The sequence below is a fragment of the Rudaea cellulosilytica DSM 22992 genome, assembly GCF_000378125.1.
GTDB lineage: Bacteria > Pseudomonadota > Gammaproteobacteria > Xanthomonadales > Rhodanobacteraceae > Rudaea > Rudaea cellulosilytica.
Genome location: NZ_KB899241.1, coordinates 796110 through 813047, shown reverse-complemented (window position 1 = coordinate 813047; position 16938 = coordinate 796110). Strand labels below are relative to the sequence as shown.

Sequence of the window (16938 nt, the reverse complement as noted above, 5' to 3'; positions counted from 1 at the left end):
GTGCGACGCGCATGCACCGCTCAGCAACTGCCCCTTACAGCGACTGCCGGTAACCATTCGATATGGAAGCGCGAATTATGAATCACTCCATCCAGCGCCAACTGAGAATAATTTAACATTTCCATTCTGCGGCCGGCGGCTGGTTGGAGACTGGCCCTGCGCGACTCGACTAGCTGGGCAGGAACGCGGCAAGCAGCGCGCCGCCGCCTCGATTTGCACGCCGCGGGCGCGTCGGTCTGCGCACACGCGACGCATGGCGTGAGGCAGGTCCGGCGCGACGGCGGGAAAGACGAATCCAGACTGCGGCCGAGGCGAGGATGAGCACACGCCAGCGCAGGATCGCGAGTTGCGCCATCGGTATGATCACCAGCCAAAGCGGCAGCCAGCCCAGCCATTCGCTGCGCCCGCGCAACGCGGGCAGGCATAATACCGCGAGGCAACCAAGCGCGAGCCAGGACTGCGCAACGCGCACGGCAATGACGGGCTCTTTCGCGCCGAACGACGGCAACGCACTTGAATACAGAACAGTTGCACGCATGGTCTACTCCTCGTCAAGTCATGGACGAGCATGCGGCACGGTCATCTCAGTAGTTGAGATTGCGCTCGTCCGCGTGCAGGCCGTTCCGGCACGGTAGGCGAACGCCTCGCCGACGCCGCATAATGCAATCCCATCCGGAGGACAGCGGAATGGAAGGTTCGCACTTCCTGCAATACATGGTGATGTTCCTCGCTGCCGCGGTGGTCGCGGTGGCGCTGTCCAAGCGCGCGGGCCTCGGCGCGGTGCTCGGGTATCTCGGCGCAGGTGCGGCGATCGGGCCGAACTTCCTCAACCTCGCGCCGGACATGAGCCGCGCCAACGAGCTGTCCGAGCTCGGCGTGATCCTGCTGCTGTTCGTGATCGGCCTCGAACTGTCGCCCGCGCGTTTGTGGTTGATGCGCCGCGCAGTGTTTGGCGCCGGCCTGATCCAGGTCGTGCTCTCCGCACTGATCCTCTGCGGCATCGCGATCGCGTTGGGGGTGACGGCGTCGAGCGCGGTGATCATCGGCCTCGCGCTGGCGCTGTCGTCGACCGCGATCGGTCTGCAGATCCTCGCCGAGCGCAAGGAGATCGGTGAGCCGCACGGCCGCCTCGCGTTCGCGATCCTGTTGTTCCAGGATCTGGCCGCGATTCCGATTCTCGCCCTCGTGCCGCTGCTCGGCGCGCACGGCGCGAGCGATGCGAGCGGCGACATCTGGTTCGCCGCGGCGAAGGCCATTGGCACGATCGCGGTCGTCGTGGTCGGCGGCCGCTATCTGCTGCGCCCGATCTTCCGCGCAGTTGCCGGGACGCAGATTCCCGAGGTGTTCACCGCGATGGCCCTGCTCGTCGTGTTCGGCGCGGCCTGGCTCATGGAAATGGCCGGCATGCAGATGTCGCTCGGTGCGTTTCTCGCCGGCGTGCTGCTCGCCGATTCGGAATTCCGCCACGAAATCGAATCGCAGATCGAACCGTTCAAGGGCCTGCTGCTCGGCTTGTTCTTCGTCGGCGTCGGCGTCTCGCTAGACCTCGGCATGGTCAGGCAGCAGCCGCTCGCCGTTGGCCTGATCGTCGCCAGCATCCTCGCGGTCAAGGCAGTCGTACTGCTCGCAATCGGCAAGTTCTCGGGCAAACTCGACTTCGACCAGTCCGTGCGGTTGGCGCTCGTGCTCGCCGGCGGCGGCGAGTTTGCCTTTGTCGTGCTCAATCTCGCGCGTGACCGTCAATTGCTCGAAAGCACGCAACACAGCCTGCTCGTGGTGTCAGTCACGCTGTCGATGGCGTTGATCCCGCTGCTCGTGGTCGGCGGCGGTCGCCTGCTCACGGACCGAAAAAAGAAACCGCAGCGCGAGTTCGACGTCATCCCCGATCAGCACCCGCGCGTCATCATTGCCGGTTTCGGCCGCGTCGGCCAGATCGTCGCGCGCGTGCTGCGTGCGCAGAAGATTCCTTACACCGCGCTGGAAAGCTCGGTCGAGCAGGTCGAACTCGTGCGCCGCTTCAACCAAAACATCTACTTCGGCGATTCGAGCCGGCCGGAACTGTTGCGCGCAGCAGGCATCGAGAAGGCCGAAATCTTCGTGCTGACGACCGACGATCCGGAACTCAACATCCGCACCGCGCGCGTGGTCAAGCGCCTCTATCCGCAGGTCAAGATCATCGCGCGTGCGCGCAATCGCCAGCATGTCTGGCGCCTGATGGACATGAACATCGACGGCATCGTGCGCGACACGTTCTATTCGAGCCTGGTCATGGCCAAGGGCGTGCTCGTCGACCTCGGCGTCGCACCAGAAATCGCCAAGGCACGCATCGACATCTTCCGCAAGCGCGATGAACAGCTGCTGCGCGATCAGCATCTCGTCTACGACGACGAGGCCGCGCTGCGCCAGACCGCGCAGGAGGCACTCAAGGACCTCGACCGGCTGTTCGAAGCCGACGAACGCCCGGTCCAGATTGAAGCCGACGAGGACGAGGACGAAGAAGGCAAGGCGATGATCCCAGGCACGCCTTGAGCCGTTTCGTCGGCGCCCTGGGCGTTTCGTCGCATTCTTCCCGCTTCCATGCCATTGGGCACTCCTCCAAGAGCTTGACTCCGCGTAGAGTGACCCTACGTTGGCCACATCCTCCAGGCTATCCCGAGATCGACGATGCTGACTTTCATCCTCTGGCTGCTGCTGTTCGTGTTCTGCTGGCCGATCGCGCTGCTCGCGCTGATCCTGTATCCGATCTTCTGGCTGCTGCTGCTGCCGTTCCGCCTCGTCGGCATCGCGGTCGAGGGCGTGTTCGAATTCCTGCGCGCACTGCTGCTCCTGCCCGCACGCGTGCTTGGCGGTCGACCGGCGACGCGCTGAACGCGCTAGCCGAAGAACCAATATCCGACCAGGATCGAGGCGACGATGCCGGCAAGGTCGGCGACGATTGCACAGCCCACCGCGTGACGCGCGCGGCGGATGCCGACCGCGCCGAAATAGACGGCGAGCACGTAGAACGTCGTCTCCGTACTGCCCTGTACGGTCGCGGCGATGAGCGCGGGGAAACTGTCGACGCCGTGGGTCTTCATCGTCTCGATCAGCAGGGCGCGCGCGGCGCTGCCGGAAAACGGTTTGGCCAGCGCGGTCGGCAGCGCATCGACGAAGCGCGTATCGAGGCCGACGCCCTGCGTGGCCAGGCGGATGCCTTCGAGCAGGAAATCCAGCGCGCCCGACGCGCGCAGTACGCCGATCGCACAGAGCATCGCGACGAGATACGGCAGGATTTCCTTGGCCGTGTCGAAGCCCTGTTTCGCACCGTCGATGAAGCTCTCGTAGACGGGCACTTTCTTCACTGCGCCGGCAATCAGGAACAGAAGGATGATCGCGAACATCGCCAGATTGCCGAGCAGCGAGGAAAACGCCGCGAGTTTTTCCGGGCTCATCGACGCCAGCAACGCGATGAACGCGGCCATCAGCACGGCGAAACCGCCGAACCAGGCGAGCACGACGCGATCGAACAGTTTGAGCTTTTGCACAAAGGCGACGGCGAGCAGGCCGGTCACGGCCGAAGCGCAGGTGGCGAGCAGGATCGGCAGGAACACGAGGGTCGGATCGTGCGCACCCTGCTGCGCGCGGTACATGAAGATCGTCACCGGGAGCAGCACGAGCGAGGAGGAATGCAGCACGAGGAACAGGATCTGCGCGTTGCTCGCGGTCGTCGGCTGCGGATTCAACGCCTGCAGCTCGCGCATCGCGCGCAGGCCCATCGGCGTCGCCGCGTTGTCGAGGCCGAGCATGTTTGCGGCGAAGTTGAGCGTGATCAGTCCGATCGCCGGATGGCCGCGCGGCACCTCCGGCATCAGCCGTGCGAACAACGGACCGAGTGCACGCGCGAGCAGATCGATCAGCCCGGCCTGTTCGGCGATGCGCAGGAAACCCAGCCAGAGAGTCAGCGTGCCGAACAGCAGGACGACGACTTCGACCGACAGCTTGGCCATGTCGAACAGCGCGGCGATCATCGCCGCGAACACGGCGGCGTCACCGCCGATGATCCAGCGCGCAAGCGCGGCTAGCGCGGCGGCGAAGAAGAATCCGAGCCAGAGTTTGTTGAGCATCGCGCAAGCATAGCGTGATGCCTGCCGGTCAATTCGACTGGACTTCCTCGTTCCACTCGAAACGGTAGCCCAGGCCGTAGATCGACGCGATCGGATCGACACCGGCCTCGCCCAGCTTGCGCCGCAAGTTCTTCACGTGGCTGTCCACGGTGCGGTCGCTGACCACGCGATGGTCGCTGTACAGCGCATCCATGAGCTGCTGGCGCGAGTAGACGCGGCCCGGCTGGGCTGACAGCTTGCGCAACAGGCGGAATTCGACCGGCGTCAGCGCGACTGCGTGGCCGTGCACGCGCGCTTCGAAGCGTCCTTCGTCGAGCTCGACCGCGGGTGGTTTGCCCGGCTCGACCGCTGCCGAGCGGCGCAACACAGCCCTGACTCGCGCGACGACTTCGCGCGGACTGAATGGCTTGCAGATGTAGTCGTCCGCGCCGAGTTCGAGGCCGAGCAGGCGGTCGATTTCCTCGACGCGCGCGGTCAGCATCAGCAGCGGCAGGTTGGCGATGCGCGGGTCGGGCAGCGCGCGCAGCGTGCGGCAGATCTCGAGGCCGTCGGTCCCGGGCAGCATCAAATCAAGCACGACCGCATCGGGCGCGTGCTCGCGGATCCATTCGATCGTACCCGTACCGCTCTCGCGCAGGCTGACACGGAATGCCGAAGCGGCCAGATAGTCGCGCAGCAATGCGCCGATCTTCGGCTCGTCCTCGACCACGAGGACGTGCTTGGCGCTGTCGGGTTTGACCGGATCGCGCCCCGCGGATTCGTTCGCGCTGATCGTCATGCGAGTGTCTCCGTAGCGTGTGGCAGATCGATGAGGATGCGCAGACCGCCGAGCGGCGAGGCTTCGGCACGAATCTTACCGCCGTGCGCCTCGACGATGGCTCGGCAGATCGCCAGACCCAGACCCGCGCCGCCACTGTTGCGCGCACGCGAGTGGTCGACGCGGTAGAGGCGCTCGAAAAGCAACGGCAGCGATTCGGCGGGCACGCCAGGGGGGGTGTCGTCGAGGGTGAGGCGTATCGAGTCCTGCATGCGCGCCAGCTCGATGCTGACGCGTCCCGGCGCGTCGGTGTAACGGCGCGCATTGACGATCAGGTTGTCGAGCAATTGACCAAGACGTCGTGCGTCGCCGCGCACGGTCGGCGCATCGCCCGGCAGGTTCAGCTCCAATGCGAGGCCGGCGTCCGCGCAGGCGCGCTTCTGCAACTGCGCCGCGTCGCGCACGACCTCGGCGAGATCGAGCGTCTCGAAACGGTACTCGAGCGCGCCTGCGTCGGCGAGCGCGAGCTGGTACAAGTCCTCGATCAATCCCGACAGGCGTTCGCCCTCGGCCGCGAGCGAATCGAACGCGGCCGGCGTCGGTGCACGCACGCCGTCCTGCAGTGCCGATATCTCTCCGCGCAGGACGCTCAGCGGTGTGCGCAGCTCGTGGGCGATATCGGCGCCCCAGCGTCGCCGTGCATCGCGGTGCGCCTCGAGTGTCTGTGCGAGCCGGTTGAAATCACGCGCGAGCGCGCCGAGTTCCGCACTGCCGCTCGCGGCGACACGGCGCGCGTAGTCGCCGGCGGTGAGCGCGTGCATGCCCGCGGTCAGCGCCCGCACCGGCGCCAGCAGCCAGCGTGCGAGGGCGAAGGCGAAGCCGAGCCCGACGAGCAGGGCCACGGCACCGGCGACGATGGCGGCACGCCGCTGAGCGAGCGCGAAGGCGAGATCGGGACCGCCGAACGCGCGCGGCGGGACTTTTCGCGTCAGCAGGCTGCCGACCTCCTTTCCGCCGGATTGGATCGTCACGCGCAGCAGATCCTGTTCGCCGGCGATACGCGCGTCGCCGACAATGCTCGCGCCCGCGGCATCGACCAGCAGGACGCGACTCGACGGGCCACCGCGCGGTGGCGGCGTGTCGGACGGCGGCTTGGCCTCTGCGTCGGGAGGAGGCTCGGGTGGCGGCATGCCGCGCTCGCCCGGTGCATCGCCGGGGCGACGCAGCGGCTCTTCGGCAAAGGCCTTGCGCTTCAGCCGAAACGGGTCGACGTAGGCATCGAACGCATGTCCGTCGCCGCGCAGGAATTCCCAGGAACCGCCGCGTTCTGCGTAGACCTCGGCGAGGCGTTCCGCGGCGGACTGCAGCCGTTGCACGGAAATCTCGTTGAGATAGTTCGAGAAACCCTGGCGGAAACTGCGCTGTTGCCAGGCAACGAAACCGGCGATGATCGCCACGCTGAGCACGGCGAAGGCGAGGAACAGGCGATGCCACAAACCCAGACGCATCGGATCGTACAGGTGGGAAAACGACGCCCACGATAGCGCGCGATAGCCACTCGGGAAACAGCGCCGCGGCGGTTTCACCTTTTCTCCATAGTTGCCCCTCAGCGCTCCGAATGGCCGGAGTCGTAATAGTCGCGGCGGCCGAACAGGTCGGGTTTGATCAGGTCGATGAACGCGCGCGATTGCTCGGAAAGATATTTGCCCTTGCGCATCACCACGCCGTAACTGCGTTGCGGGAAGTAGCGCCGCATATTGCGCGCAACGAGGCGTTCCTCATCGCCCGGCGTGATGCAGATGCCAGTGACGATCGAGATGCCCTGACCCATGCCGACGTACTGCTTGATCACCTCCCAGCCACCGACCTCGATCGCAACGTGATAAGGCACCTTGCTGCGCTGGAACACGAGGTCGACCATGCGGTACGTCGTCAGACGCTGTGGCGGCAGAATCAGCCCATAAGGCGAAATGTCCTCGAGCGAAATGTCCGGCTTGTCCGCAAGCGGATGGCCATGCGGCACGATCAGCATCGGATCGAACCAGCGCACCGGTTCGTATTCGAGATCGTGCGGCACGTCGAGCATCGAGCCGACGGCGAAGTCGACTTTGTCCGAACGCAGCAAGGCAAGACCATCGATGCCGGTGACGTTGGCGAGCTCGAGGCGCACGTCGGGAAATCTCTCGCGATAAGTGCGCACCAGCTCGGGCAGCAGGTACTGGATCGTCGAATTGCCGCAGGCGATGTGGATTTCGCGCGTGGGCTCGCCGGTGCGGCGGTTGCGGAATTGGTGGTCGAGGTTCTCCATGCCTTCGACCAGCGGCCGGGCGAGGTCGTAGAGCAACTGGCCGTCGGCGGTCAACGCGAGGCGCGGACGCGTGCGCTCGAGCAGGCGCGCGCCGAAGTCCGATTCGAGCGCGGACAGCTGCAGGCTGACCGAGGACGGCGACAAGAACAGCGATTCCGCCGCGCGCACGACTGTGCCGAACTTGACCGCGTAGCAGAACGCGCGCAGCTGCTTGAGGCGGCTGCCCTTGTAGTAGAACCGTGCCGGTTCGGCGTCCGCGCCGCGCCTGGGTGCTGCTCGAGGCTTGCTCGGACGACGTCCTCGAACCGCGGTTTTGGTCCCTTTCGTGCCTGGATTACTGGGCGTCATTAGTCTGTAAATCAATGAGATATAGATTATTTGACAATTTCAAATTATTACGTTGAAACATTTGATTTGTCAAATAGATGGATCAGGCCTAGGGTGCTGCTACGCAACAAAGTTGACCGGAGCAGAACATGGCTTGCAGCGCAATGATGAGCTTGGACAGTCGAATCGCCACCGCCGGCGCACCGGCGACGCGTTCGGACTTCGCCGCCTGCGTCGACCGTTGCGTGCGCGCGCTGATCGACGGGCCGCAATCGGTCGCGCTCGCCGCGCAGACACAGCTGAGCCGCTGGCTGGGCGACGAAGCGATCGCGCTCGCCGACGGCTCGCCGATCGACTACGCCCTGTTCGACGACGCGATCCTCAGCGTGCAGGAACGCGTTGCACCCGCCAACGGAACCTCAGGACTCGCGCGGCTGCTGCGCGCCTCGCGTGAGGTGGCCGAGACGATCTACGCGAAACACCGACTGCCCTGACTTTGCGGCAAGTCATACGAAAGACACCGCCTATCTCCTACCCCGACCTCACCAATGCAGGATCCATCATGAAACCGAGTCTCCCTACCGCCGAACAGATCAAGCTGGACTGGACCAACAACCCACGCTGGGCCGGCATCAAGCGCAACTACACGGCTGAGGACGTCGTGCGCCTGCGCGGCACCGTGCACGTCGAACACTCGCTCGCGCGCCTCGGTGCGGAGAAGCTGTGGAAGTCGCTGCACACCGACGACTTCGTCAACGCGCTCGGCGCGCTGACCGGCAACCAGGCCATGCAGCAGGTCAAGGCAGGGCTCAAGGCGATCTATCTGTCCGGTTGGCAGGTCGCGGCCGACGCAAACCTTGCCGGCCAGATGTATCCGGACCAGTCACTGTATCCGGCCGACTCGGTGCCGGCGGTGGTCAAGCGGATCAATAACGCGTTGCTGCGCGCCGACCAGCTCTATCACGCCGAGGGCGACGACTCGATCGACTTCCTGCAGCCGATCGTGGCCGATGCTGAAGCCGGTTTCGGCGGCGTGCTCAACGCATTCGAACTGATGAAGGCGATGATCGAAGCCGGCGCCGCGGGCGTGCACTTCGAGGACCAGCTCGCCTCGGTGAAGAAGTGCGGTCACATGGGCGGCAAGGTGCTCGTGCCGACGCGCGAAGCGGTCGAGAAGCTCAATGCGGCGCGCCTTGCCGCCGACGTGCTCGGCGTGCCGACGCTGCTCGTCGCGCGCACCGACGCTGAAGCCGCCGATCTGCTCACCAGCGACGTCGACGCGAACGACAAGCCTTTCGTCGTCGGCGAGCGCACGGTCGAAGGTTTCTACAAGACCAGGAACGGCCTCGACCAGGCGATCTCGCGCGGCCTCGCCTATGCGCCGTACGCGGACCTCGTCTGGTGCGAAACCGGCAAGCCCGATCTCGCCTTCGCCAAGGCGTTCGCCGATGCGATCCACGCGAAGTTTCCGGGCAAGCTGCTCGCCTACAACTGCTCGCCGTCGTTCAACTGGAAGAAGAACCTGGACGACGCGACGATCGCCAAGTTTCAGAAGGAAATCGCCAGCTACGGCTACAAGTTCCAGTTCATCACGCTGGCCGGCTTCCATGCGCTGAACTATTCGATGTTCAACCTCGCGCACGGCTACGCGCGTCGCCAGATGAGCGCCTTCGTCGAACTGCAGGAAGCCGAGTTCGCCGCCGCGGACAAGGGCTTCACCGCAGTCAAGCACCAGCGCGAAGTCGGCACCGGCTACTTCGATCAGGTCACGCAGACGATCCAACAGGGCCAGTCGTCGACGACCGCGCTCAAGGGCTCGACCGAAGAAGAGCAGTTCCACGGCGAGAAGGCGGCGTAACGCTAACGCGTGCGGGCGAAACAAAAAAAGCGCGGCTCGAACGAGTCGCGCTTTTTTCGCTGTGCATTTTTTACGCGAGCTTCAAGGGCAGCTTGCGCAGGCGCTTGCCCGTCGCGGCGAACACGGCGTTCGCCACCGCTGGTGCGATCGGCGGGGTGCCGGGTTCGCCGACGCCGCCCATCTTGTCGGTGCTCGGCACGATGTGCACTTCGACCTTCGGCATCTCGTTCGAGCGCAGCACGAGGTAGTTGTGGAAGTTCGACTGCTCCACTTTGCCGTCCTTGAAGGTCAGTTCGCTGTGCAGCGCCGCGCTGAGACCGAAGGCGATGCCCGACTGCATCTGCGCTTCGACCGTGAGCGGATTGACCACCGGCCCGCAATCGATTGCGCAGACGACGCGATGCACGGTGATCTTCTTGTCGGCCACCGACACTTCCGCGATCTGCGCGACATAACTGCCGAACGACTGGTGCACGGCGATGCCCGCCGCATGGCCCTTCGGCAACGGCTTGCCCCAACCGAACTTCTCGGCAGCAAGGTCGAGCGCCAGGCGTTCGCGCGATTTTTCGGGCAACAGCGCCTGGCGATACTTCAGCGGGTCCTGCTTCGCCGCATGCGCAAGCTCATCGACAAAGCTCTCGACGACGAAACCGGTATTGGAATGCCCGACCGAGCGCCACCACAGCACTGAGATCGGACTCGTCGGCGAATGCAGGTCGACGCGATGCGCCGGCACCGACTCGAGATACGGCGAATCGGCAGCGCCTTCGACGCTGGTCGCATCGACGCCATCCTTGATCATCGCGCTCGCGAACGGCGTCCCGGCAATGATCGACTGGCCGACGATCGTCTGTGCCCACGCCGCGGGCTTGCCGTCTTTGGCCAGCGTCGCGCGCACGCGCGACAACCACATCGGCCGGTAGTAGCCGCCATGGATGTCGTCCTCGCGTGTCCACACGACCTTGACCGTCTTGCCCGAGGCCTTGGCGACCTGCACCGCTTCGGTAACATAGTCGCAGGTCGGATTCGCGCGCCGGCCGAAGCCACCGCCGAGGAAGGTCGTATGCACGCGCACCTGCTCGGGTTTCAAGCCGAGAATCTGTGCGGACAAACCTTGGTCCAGCGTCTGGAATTGCGTGCCGGTCCAGATGTCCGCGCCATCCTTGCCGATTTCTACCGTGCAGTTTTCCGGTTCCATCGGCGCATGCGCGAGGAACGGCACTTCGTACTCGGCCTCGATGACCTTGCCACTCTTCAACGCGACATCGACGTCGCCCGCGGTCTTCGCGACGGCACCTTTCGTCTGCGCGAGCTTGCGATAGTCGGCGCGCAGGCCCTCGGTCGAGATCTTCGCGCCATCGCCGAGGTCCCAATCGATGACGAGCGCATCGCGGCCCTGTTTCGCTGCCCAGAAATGCTTGCCGAGCACGGCGACGCCGCTCGGCACCTGCACGACGTCGACGACGCCGGTCACGGCCTTCGCCTTCGTCGCGTCGAACGATTTCACCTTCGCGCCAAACACGGGTCCGCGCGCGACAGTGGCGATCAGCATGTTCGGCCGCTTCACGTCGATGCCGAATTCGGCCGTGCCGGTAACCTTGGCCTTGCTGTCGAGGCGCTTGGTCGGCTTGCCGATCAGGCGAAATTCCTCGGGCTTCTTCAGGGCGACATTGGTCGGCATCGGCAGCTTTGCTGCCGCCTCGGCCAGCTCGCCATAGCTCGCCTTCTTGTCGGCGCAGATGACATAGCCGTTTTCGGTGCGGCAATCGGTGGCGCTGGCTAGATTCCATTTCTTCGCCGCGGCGGCGATCAACAGCGCACGCGCCGTCGCGCCGGCCTCGCGCAGCTGCGCGAACGATTCCCAGGTGCTGGTCGAGCCGCCGGTCATCTGCATGCCGAATACGGTGTGCTTGTACTCGGGTGCGGCCGGCGCATGCTCGACTTTCACTTTCGACCAATCGCAATCGAGTTCATCGGCGATGACCATCGGAATCGAGGTCCACACGCCCTGGCCCATTTCCGAATGCTTGAGCAGCACAGTCACGCTGTTGTCGGGCGCAATGCGCACGAAGGCGTTTGGCGGAATCTGTGCTGGTTTTTTCGCCACATCCTCGGCGAACGCCCTGCGCATGCCGAGCGGCATGAAGCACGCAACGACGAGACCTGCCGACGCGGCCGCACCGGCCTTGAGAAACGCACGTCGGTTCGCGCCGGCCTTCTCATGTTCGAGGGGAACGATGCGGGTCAGTTCCTCGACGACGCTGGAAAGATTGGTGTGATCACGCCACATGTGGCACCTCATTTTTAGCGATCATCCCTGATCGCGGGAATCAAGAAGCGGTCTCCTGACCGCACTCTTCAACCAAAATCCTCTACTTGTTAACCACGCTCAATTCTGCGGCGCGATGCACCGCTGTACGGATGCGCTGGTAGGTACCGCAGCGGCAGAGATTGCCGCTCATCGCGGCGTCAATGTCGGCATCGGTCGGCTGCGGCTTCTGCTTGAGCAGCGCCACCGCGGCCATGATCTGACCCGACTGGCAGTAGCCGCATTGGACGACATCGGCTTCGATCCAAGCGCGCTGCACCGGATGATCGCCGTCCTTGCCGATGCCTTCGATCGTGGTGATCTTCTTGCCCGCTAGCGCGACAGCTGGCGTGATGCAGGAACGCAGCGCCACGCCGTCGACATGCACCGTACAGGCGCCGCACTGGGCCATGCCGCAACCGAATTTGGTGCCAGTCAAACCGATCAGGTCGCGCAACACCCAGAGCAAGGGCATGTCGGCAGGCGCGTCAACCTCGTGCTCCTGCCCGTTGACGTTGAGTTTCATCGGACACCTCGTGGCGTTGGCTGCGGTCCAGCAAAACTACTACTCGGCAGTACAGAAATCCAGACGCTGCACGTGAACAATTTGATAAGTTTGGCTTACAGATGCCAAAGGGGTTGCGCGCTCAGGACAAGTGTCGCAAATCGTCGGGACGATCGATGTCGACGGCCAGATCTTCATTGCTGATGGCGTCGATTTGACCGGCATGTTGAGCCAGCAGATCACGCATGCCGCGATCCGAGGCCGCGTCGACCGCGGCGAACCAGGCACGCGGCAACAACACCGGCACGCCAAGTCGGTTGGCGTAATGCGATGCCACGCCGCGATCAGGTGCGCCGTACCACGCAGCGCACAGCGCGAGCAGATGCGCGGCATCGAGCGCAGGCTGGTCGCACAGCACGACGAGCACACCGTTGCAATGCGCGGAAAGGGCATCCACGCCGGCACGCAGCGAGGCGCCGAGACCTAGCCGCCAATCCAGGCAATCGATGCGCCGCAGCGCGAGAGCGTCCACTTCGCGAAAAACGGAATCGGCATCGAAGCCGACGACGACGACCGCATCGTGCGGCTGCGTGGCGAGCGCAAGGCGTGCGGCGCGACGCACGAGCGTCTCGCCGCGATGAAGCACGAATTGCTTCGCGCATCCGAGGCGCGTCGATGCACCGGCGGCAAGCACGACAACGCCGTGCGCGCGCTCAGCCATGCACGATCGTCGACGTGGCCGCCGCCGCGTTGCGCGCGCGCGCGGAAAAATGCTGCTGCAGTTGCGCCGCGATCGCGACGGCGACCGCTTCACCGCCGTGGCCGCCGAGATCGAGTCCGACCGGCGCGCGCAGACGCGGCGCGAGGCGCGCACGCGCGGCGGCATCGAGTTCGGTAAGCAAGGCATCGCGCCGCGCCGCAGGGCCGAGCAATCCGACGTAACCCACCTCGTCGGCAGCGCAAAAGCGCAGCCAGTCGAGATCGAGCGAGTAGTTGTGATTCATCAGCAGCATCGCGTCGTAGCGCTCGTCTGCCAGGGCCGCGGCCGCCGCCGCGGGAGCAAGGTCGATGCGGCGATCGATTGCGGCGTCCAAGGCGAACGCGGCCCAGCGTCCACGATGCTCGACGAGGTCGACGAACCAGCCGAGTCTGCGCGCGATCAGCGCGAGCGGCGCGGTTTCCGGCCCGGCGCCGAACAGCAGCAGGCGCGGCGGCGTGGCGATATCGATGCGCAGCGTCGTCGCGATCGCGCCGGTTTCGACGGCGCGGCCATCGCGAGCCCATCGCGCGCAAGGCGCGGAGGCGGCGTCCCGGGTGAAACTCGCACTGCCCGCGCCGAGCTCGGAATCGTCCAACGCGAATGACAGGTGCAGATCGACGCCGCGGTCGAGCGCGGCGAACAGCGCACGCGCGAGCGGCGCCTGCGGCGGCAACGGCAGCAGCAACAAGGCGACGCGACCGCGGCAGCCGATGCCGCTGCCGAACAGCAGGTCCTCGTCCGTTCGCGTATCGAATTCGATGGTCGCCGCGTGCCCGGATTCGTGCACCTTGCGCGCCGCCTCCTCGAGCGCGGGCTCGAGGCAGCCGCCGCTGATCACGCCGTGGCGCAGGCCCTTGCCGTCGAGCAGCACGAGCGCGCCGGGCTTCTGGTAGGTGGATCCTTCGGTCGCGGTCACGATGCCAAGCACCGCGCTTTCGTTGCGCGCATGGATGCGCCACAGCACGTCGAGCAGGCCGCGCAGGCCGCCGGCTGCGGAATTTGTATCGTTTGTCGTCATGCGCATCATGTTAGCGCACGGATGCCAAAGCGTTACTCGCGTACCGCCAGGCGGCGGTACTGGATCGCTTCCATCAAATGCGGCGTGGCGATCGTATCGCTGCCGTCGAGATCGGCGATCGTGCGCGCGACGCGCAGGATGCGGTGATAGGCGCGTGCGGACAGACCGAGCTTGTCGAGCGCGCGTTCAAGCAGGGTGCGGTCGCGTGCCGAGAGTGCGCCGTCGCGGCGCAGTTCGCGCGATCCGAGCATCGCGTTGGGTTTGCCGGCGCGTTGCATCTGCCGCGAACGCGCGGCGACCACGCGCTCGCGCACGACCTTGCTGGACTCTCCCGACGGCGCCGTCTCGCCGAGTTCGGCCAGCGCCACGCGCGGCACTTCGACCTGCAGATCGATGCGATCGAGCAACGGTCCGGAGATTCTCGCCCGATAGCGACGGATCGTCTCGGGCGTGCAGGCGCAGCGGCCCGACGGATCGCCGGCATAGCCGCAAGGACACGGATTCATGGCGGCGACCAACTGGAACGCGGCGGGAAACTCGGCGCGGCGTGCGGCGCGCGAGATGGCGACACGACCCGACTCGAGCGGCTCGCGCAGCACTTCGAGCACGTGACGATCGAATTCGGGCAATTCGTCAAGAAAAAGCACGCCGTGATGAGCCAACGATATCTCACCCGGACGCGGCACCGAGCCACCGCCGACCAGCGCTACCGCGGACGCCGTGTGATGCGGCTGGCGGAATGGGCGCGTCTTCCAATTGCGCAGATCGACGCCCTGCCCGGCGACCGAGCGCACGGCCGCCGATTCCAAAGCCTCGGCCTCGCTCAGCGGCGGCAGGATGCCGGGCAGACGACTTGCGAGCATGGTCTTGCCGGCGCCTGGCGGCCCGACGAACAGCAGGTGGTGCGCACCGGCGGCGGCGATTTCCAGCGCCCGGCGCGCATGCGCCTGGCCGCGCACCTCGACGAGGTCGGGATGATCGGACTCGTTTGTTTCCACGTTTGCCTGCGGCGCGGCAGTAGCTTCGGGCAAATCCCCCGCGCCGCACAGGAAAGCGAGCACCTCGAGCAGCGAATCGGCGCCGCGCACCTCGGCCGCGGAGACGAGCGCGGCTTCGGCGACATTGCTGCGCGGCACGATCAGTGCGCGAGCAGCCTGTAGGGTCTTCAACGCCGCCGGCAGCACGCCGGTGACCGCACGCAACTCGCCGGACAACGCCAGTTCGCCGAGGAATTCGTAGCGGGCCAATGCTTCCTTCGGCACGTGTCCGGCCGCGGCGAGGATGCCGAGCGCGATCGGCAGGTCGAAGCGGCCGCCGTCCTTGGGCAGATCGGCCGGCGCCAGGCTGACGGTGACGCGGCGCGCGGGATATTCCAGCTGTGCGTTCTGGATCGCCACGCGAACGCGGTCGCGTGCCTCCTTCACTGCGGTCTCGGGCAAGCCGACGATGGAAGTGCCGGGCAGGCCGCCGGAGAGATGCACTTCCACCGTGACCGCGGGCGCGGCGACGCCATCCTGGGCTCGGCTATGGACGGTGGCGAGGCTCATCTGCCTGAAATCGCCATGCCAGAAAAGTAAAGGTCACTGAGAAGCGCGGCCAAGGACGGCCGCATTTTGATCTTCGAAATGGCCGCTTTGCGATCCTTGCGCTCAAGGATGGCCGCAAAAACAACGTCCTTGTCCATCTGCCGATCCAGGCAGGGTCCAGTCGTAATGCGTCCCTGTTGAAGCATGTAGCCCGGGGTGGCGGGTCTTAGCTTGCTGCGATCGACGGAGATCGCAGAAACACCAGATTCCGCGTGCGGTCGTGCCGGTTCCACCTGCTGTCCGTGCAAGGAGGGTAGCAATTCATGCCAACCGGACGACGAGCCGTGATCGTCGCAACCATCGACACCAAGTGCCGGGGGTTCACGACCGTACGCGGAAAAGGGAGGCTGCATCGGCGTCATGCCGATCTGCCATGGTCTTTGTCAGTGCGGCGCGGCCTTGGCGCCCAGCATCGCTTCGAGTTCAGCGATGCGATGTTCGAGAGCCTCGACCATCTCACGGGTACGCAGCAGCACGCAGCGCTGTACGTCGAACTCTTCGCGCGTGACCAGATCGAGCCGGCGCAGGCCCGAGCGCAAGGTGTCCTTGAAATTCGCGGACAAGTCATCCATGGCTTCGCGCGCAGGGGCGCCGAGGCGCTCGCGCGCTTCGGGGGGAACGAGATCGGCCAGGCGTCGAGCCAGGTCGTCGAGCGGGGAGACGGCAATCACGGCGTTACCTCTCAAGCAAACGATGGTGCGCAACGGACAGGAGAAAGCCTAGCCAATCCGTTCGCGGCGGGAAGTGGCAGTTTACTGACTCTTCTGTAGGAATTTTCCTACAAGACAGACGGAAAACCGGACGCAATCGCGCCATTTCCGCCTGGCAGCACGGCGCAGGCTTTTTCGGTATAGTCGAGCTACACGAAATCCTTCACCAGACCATGAAACTCGTCACCGCCGTCATCAAACCGTTCAAACTCGACGATGTGCGTCAGGCGCTCGCCGAAGTGGGCGTGCAGGGCATCACGGTCACCGAGGTCAAAGGCTTCGGTCGGCAGAAGGGCCATACCGAGCTGTATCGAGGCGCCGAATACGTCGTCGACTTCCTGCCCAAGATCAAGATCGAGATCGCGGTCGCCGACAACCTCGTCGAGCGCGTCGTCGAAACGATCCTCGCCTCCGCCAACAGCGGCAAGATCGGCGACGGCAAGATCTTCGTCCACGATCTGGAGCAAGTGATCCGCATCCGTACGGGCGAGACTGGCGCAGACGCGCTGTAGGCGCGAAGGCCCGCGCGGGCCGCGCGCTGGACTAAAGGCGCGGCATGCTCGATGATTGCCCGTATAGACGTTTAGGCGGCCATTTGCCGCAGGCTTTGACGCGACGCAGCATTTGTGTTGTAGTCGCATGCGTGGAATATCCACATAACCAAGGCTGGCGCCGGGATGCGCCGGCTTTGTCGTCGC

The 16938-nt window shown here is 65.2% G+C and carries 17 protein-coding genes; 5 read left to right on the top strand and 12 right to left on the bottom strand.

Annotation, left to right across the window (positions count from 1 at the left end):
* Positions 1–169 precede the first annotated feature (169 nt).
* The gene (locus F455_RS19645) at positions 170–538 is read right to left on the bottom strand and encodes a hypothetical protein (RefSeq protein WP_245539934.1); all 369 of its coding nucleotides are present in this window, start codon (positions 536–538) and stop codon (positions 170–172) included.
* A 149-nt stretch (positions 539–687) separates the two neighbouring features.
* Here F455_RS19645 and F455_RS0103620 point away from each other — a divergent pair, with 149 nt between their 5' ends.
* A complete protein-coding gene (locus F455_RS0103620; RefSeq protein ID WP_018971904.1) occupies positions 688–2529 on the top strand; it encodes a monovalent cation:proton antiporter-2 (CPA2) family protein in 1842 nt (613 codons plus the stop codon).
* A 135-nt stretch (positions 2530–2664) separates the two neighbouring features.
* Complete coding sequence (locus F455_RS0103615; protein WP_018971903.1) at positions 2665–2868, top strand: hypothetical protein; 204 nt, start codon at positions 2665–2667, stop codon at positions 2866–2868.
* A gap of 5 nt (positions 2869–2873) precedes the next feature.
* On the opposite strand, the gene F455_RS0103610 is transcribed toward F455_RS0103615, so the two are convergent.
* Genes F455_RS0103610 through F455_RS0103595 form a run of 4 tightly spaced genes read right to left on the bottom strand, consistent with a single transcriptional unit; the run spans position 2874 to position 7516 of the window.
* Entirely contained in the window at positions 2874–4103 is a 1230-nt protein-coding gene (locus F455_RS0103610) for a nucleoside recognition domain-containing protein (protein WP_018971902.1), read from the bottom strand.
* 28 nt (positions 4104–4131) lie between these two features.
* Complete coding sequence (locus tag F455_RS0103605; RefSeq protein WP_018971901.1) at positions 4132–4881, bottom strand: response regulator; 750 nt, start codon at positions 4879–4881, stop codon at positions 4132–4134.
* Entirely contained in the window at positions 4878–6446 is a 1569-nt protein-coding gene (locus F455_RS0103600) for an ATP-binding protein (protein WP_157578400.1), read from the bottom strand. The genes F455_RS0103605 and F455_RS0103600 overlap by 4 nt, the downstream gene beginning before the upstream one ends.
* A 20-nt stretch (positions 6447–6466) precedes the next feature.
* Positions 6467–7516, bottom strand: a complete 1050-nt coding sequence (locus F455_RS0103595; protein WP_018971899.1) for a LysR family transcriptional regulator — start codon at positions 7514–7516, stop codon at positions 6467–6469.
* A 128-nt stretch (positions 7517–7644) separates the two neighbouring features.
* On the opposite strand from F455_RS0103595, the gene F455_RS0103590 reads away from it, so the two are divergent.
* Both F455_RS0103590 and aceA read left to right on the top strand, forming a co-directional pair.
* A complete protein-coding gene (locus tag F455_RS0103590; RefSeq protein WP_157578399.1) occupies positions 7645–7989 on the top strand; it encodes a hypothetical protein in 345 nt (114 codons plus the stop codon).
* A gap of 68 nt (positions 7990–8057) precedes the next feature.
* Positions 8058–9353 (top strand): isocitrate lyase, encoded by a 1296-nt coding sequence (gene aceA, locus F455_RS0103585; RefSeq protein ID WP_018971897.1) that lies wholly within the window; start codon positions 8058–8060, stop codon positions 9351–9353.
* 70 nt (positions 9354–9423) lie between these two features.
* On the opposite strand, the gene F455_RS0103580 is transcribed toward aceA, so the two are convergent.
* From F455_RS0103580 to F455_RS0103550, 7 genes are all read right to left on the bottom strand, one after another.
* On the bottom strand, positions 9424–11643 hold the full coding sequence (locus F455_RS0103580) for a xanthine dehydrogenase family protein molybdopterin-binding subunit (protein WP_018971896.1): 2220 nt from the start codon (positions 11641–11643) through the stop codon (positions 9424–9426).
* A gap of 82 nt (positions 11644–11725) precedes the next feature.
* On the bottom strand, positions 11726–12187 hold the full coding sequence (locus F455_RS0103575) for a (2Fe-2S)-binding protein (RefSeq protein ID WP_018971895.1): 462 nt from the start codon (positions 12185–12187) through the stop codon (positions 11726–11728).
* Positions 12188–12308: 121 nt separating this feature from the next.
* Positions 12309–12887 (bottom strand): nucleotidyltransferase family protein, encoded by a 579-nt coding sequence (locus F455_RS0103570; protein ID WP_018971894.1) that lies wholly within the window; start codon positions 12885–12887, stop codon positions 12309–12311.
* The gene (locus F455_RS19640; protein WP_169337283.1) at positions 12880–13944 is read right to left on the bottom strand and encodes an XdhC family protein; all 1065 of its coding nucleotides are present in this window, start codon (positions 13942–13944) and stop codon (positions 12880–12882) included. Before F455_RS19640 ends, F455_RS0103570 begins: the two co-directional genes overlap by 8 nt.
* Positions 13945–13976: 32 nt before the next feature.
* Positions 13977–15491: a YifB family Mg chelatase-like AAA ATPase gene (locus tag F455_RS0103560; protein ID WP_018971892.1), complete on the bottom strand. Its 1515-nt coding sequence runs from the start codon at positions 15489–15491 to the stop codon at positions 13977–13979.
* Complete coding sequence (locus F455_RS22805; RefSeq protein WP_157578398.1) at positions 15488–15892, bottom strand: hypothetical protein; 405 nt, start codon at positions 15890–15892, stop codon at positions 15488–15490. Before F455_RS22805 ends, F455_RS0103560 begins: the two co-directional genes overlap by 4 nt.
* A 21-nt stretch (positions 15893–15913) precedes the next feature.
* On the bottom strand, positions 15914–16201 hold the full coding sequence (locus tag F455_RS0103550) for an accessory factor UbiK family protein (RefSeq protein WP_018971890.1): 288 nt from the start codon (positions 16199–16201) through the stop codon (positions 15914–15916).
* A gap of 212 nt (positions 16202–16413) precedes the next feature.
* Here F455_RS0103550 and F455_RS0103545 point away from each other — a divergent pair, with 212 nt between their 5' ends.
* A complete protein-coding gene (locus F455_RS0103545; protein WP_018971889.1) occupies positions 16414–16752 on the top strand; it encodes a P-II family nitrogen regulator in 339 nt (112 codons plus the stop codon).
* Positions 16753–16938: the final 186 nt, after the last annotated feature.